Raw genomic sequence first — 2,886 nt, forward strand, 5'->3', positions numbered from 1 at the left:
CTACGAACACCAGGACATCCCCTTCGAACGACTCGTCGAAGTCCTCGACCCCGCACGCTCCATGGGCCGCAACCCGCTCTTCCAGGTCATGCTGGTGCTCCAGAACAACACCCGTCCCGAGCTGGCCCTGCCCGGCGTCCGGGCGGCCTTCGAGCCGCCGGCCGCCGACTCGGTCAAGTTCGACCTGAACTTCTTCCTGGCCGAACAGCAGGACGCCGGCGCCGCCCCGGCCGGCATCGACGGCTTCCTGGAGTACAGCGCGGACGTGTTCGAGCCGGCCACCGCCGAGGCCCTGGTCGCCCGCCTGGTCCGGCTGCTCGACCAGGTCGCCCGCGACCCGGAGCTCCCGCTGGGACGGCTCGACCTGCTGTCCGAGCGCGAGCACCGGCAGGTCCTCACCGAGTGGAACGACACCGCCGGCGGCCACCCCGGCACCACCGTCGTCGCCCTCTTCGAGGCCCAGGCCGCCCGCACCCCCGAGGCCGTCGCCGTCCTCACCGACACCACCGCCCTCACCTACGCGGAACTCGACGCCCGGGCCAACCGGCTCGCCCGCCACCTCATCGGCCGGGGCGTCGGCCCGGAGAGCACGGTGGCGCTCGCGGCGCCCCGGTCGCCGCACATGGTCGTCGCCCTGCTGGCCGTGCTCAAGGCCGGCGGCGCGCACCTGCCCGTCGACCTGGCGTACCCGGCCGACCGCGTCCGGCTGATGCTCGACGACGCCGCGCCCGTCCTCCTGCTGACCGACAGCGCGACCGCCGGACAGCTGCCGGAGACCGGCCTGCCCCGCCTGCTGCTGGACGACCCGGCACTGGAGCGCGCCACGGCCGCCCTCCCCGGCACCGCCCCCACGGACGCGGACCGCACCTGCCCGCTGCTGCCCGACCACCCGGCGTACGTCATCTACACCTCGGGCTCCACCGGCCGGCCCAAGGGCGTGCTCGGACTGCACCGCGCCCTGGTCAACCGGCTGACCTGGTTCGCCGAGGAACTCCCCGAGCAGCGGGAGGCCGCGATCCTGGCGAAGTCGCCGGTCAGCGTCATCGACGGGATCACCGAGCTGCTGGCGCCGCTGCTGTCCGGCGGCTCGACCGTCCTGGTCGACGCCGACACGGCCCGGAGCGTACCCGAGCTCGCGGCGGCCACGGCCCGGCACGGCATCGCCCGGCTCACCGTCGTGCCCAGCCTGCTGAACGCCTTCCTGGACAGCGCCGAGCCAACCGCCGTCGCGGGCTGCGCGGTCTGGATCTGCAGCGGCGAGCAGCTGCCCGCCGCCACCGTCCGGGCGTTCCGGCAGGCCCTGCCCTCGGCCCGGCTGCTCAACTTCTACGGCGCCTCGGAGGCCGGTGCCGTCGCGACCCGGGGCGAGGTGTGCGCCGGGCCGGACGGCGCCGACACCCTGATCGGCCGTCCGATCTGGAACATGCGGGCGTACGTGCTGGACGACGGGCTGCGGCCGGTGCCCCCGGGCGTGGCCGGCGAGCTGTACCTGGCCGGCGCCGGACTCGCCCGCGGCTACACCGGACGACCCGGCCTCACCGCCACCCGCTTCCTCGCCTGCCCCTACGAGCCCGGCGAGCGCATGTACCGCACCGGCGACCTCGTCCGCTGGACCCCCGACGGCCACCTCGTCTACCTCGGCCGCGCCGACACCCAGGTCAAGATCCGCGGCTTCCGCGTCGAACCCGGCGAGATCGAAGCCGTCCTCACCACCCACCCCACCGTCCGCACCGCCATCGCCACCGCCCGCACCGACGGCCCCACCGGCCCCGCCCTCGTCGCCTACGTCACCCCCACCCCCGGCACCGCACCCGACCCCGCCGCCCTGCGCGACCACACCGCCGACCACCTGCCCGACCACATGGTCCCGGCCGCCGTCCTCGTGCTCGACGAACTCCCCCTCACCCCGAGCGGGAAGATCGACCGCAACCGGCTGCCCGCCCCCGACTTCACCCCCGCCGCCGCCCGGCCGCCCCGCACCCCGGCCGAGGAGCGCCTCTGCGCCCTCTACGCCGAGGTCCTGGCCCTGCCCCGGGTCGGCATCGACGACAGCTTCTTCGACCTCGGCGGCCACTCGCTGCTGGCGACCAGGCTGGTCAGCCGGATCCGTACGGCACTGGGCTCGACCGTCTCGATCCGGGACGTGTTCGAGGCGCCGACCGTGGCCAGGCTGGCCGGCCGCCTCCACCGGGACCACTCCACGCGGCCCGCGCTGCGGCCCGGACCGCGCCCGGCCGCTCTGCCACTGTCCTCCGCCCAGCGGCGGCTGTGGTTCCTGAACCGGCTGGAGCCCGGCTCGGCGGCCTACAACATGGCCTTCGCGGTCCGGCTCTCCGGGGCCCTGGACACCGCCGCGCTGGAGGCGGCGCTGGCCGACCTGGTCGAGCGGCACGAGGTGCTGCGCACGGTGTTCCCGGAGACCGACGGCGAACCCCGCCAGGAGGTCCTGGGCACCGAGGCCTGGGCCGGACTCACCGTCCGGGAGACCTCCCCCGCCGAGGCCCCGGCGGAAGCCGCCCGCGAGGCGGCCCGCGGCTTCGACCTCGCGACCCGGCTCCCCGTCCGCGCGACGCTGCTGCGCACCGGCCCGGCGGAGCACCTGCTCCTGCTGATCGTCCACCACATCGTGGCCGACGGCTGGTCCGCCACCCCGCTGGCCCGGGACCTCTCACGGGCGTACGCGGCCCGGTCCACCGGCACCGCTCCGAGCTGGGAGCCGCTGCCGGTGCAGTACGCGGACTACACCCTCTGGCAGCAGGACCTCCTCGGCGAGGACCACGACCAAACCTCGCTGGCCGCACAGCAGTTGGCGTACTGGACGGAGAACCTCGCCGACCTCCCCGAGGAACTCGCCCTGCCCTTCGACCGCCCCCGCCCCAAGGTCGC

The 2,886-nt window shown here is 75.4% G+C and carries 1 protein-coding gene; it reads left to right on the forward strand.

What is annotated here, in order from left to right:
• Nucleotides 1–2,886 (forward strand): amino acid adenylation domain-containing protein (locus ACWDCZ_RS39935; protein ID WP_449818539.1); only part of this gene is annotated, 2,886 nt, incomplete at both ends.

The organism is Kitasatospora sp. NPDC001225 (assembly GCF_053597855.1).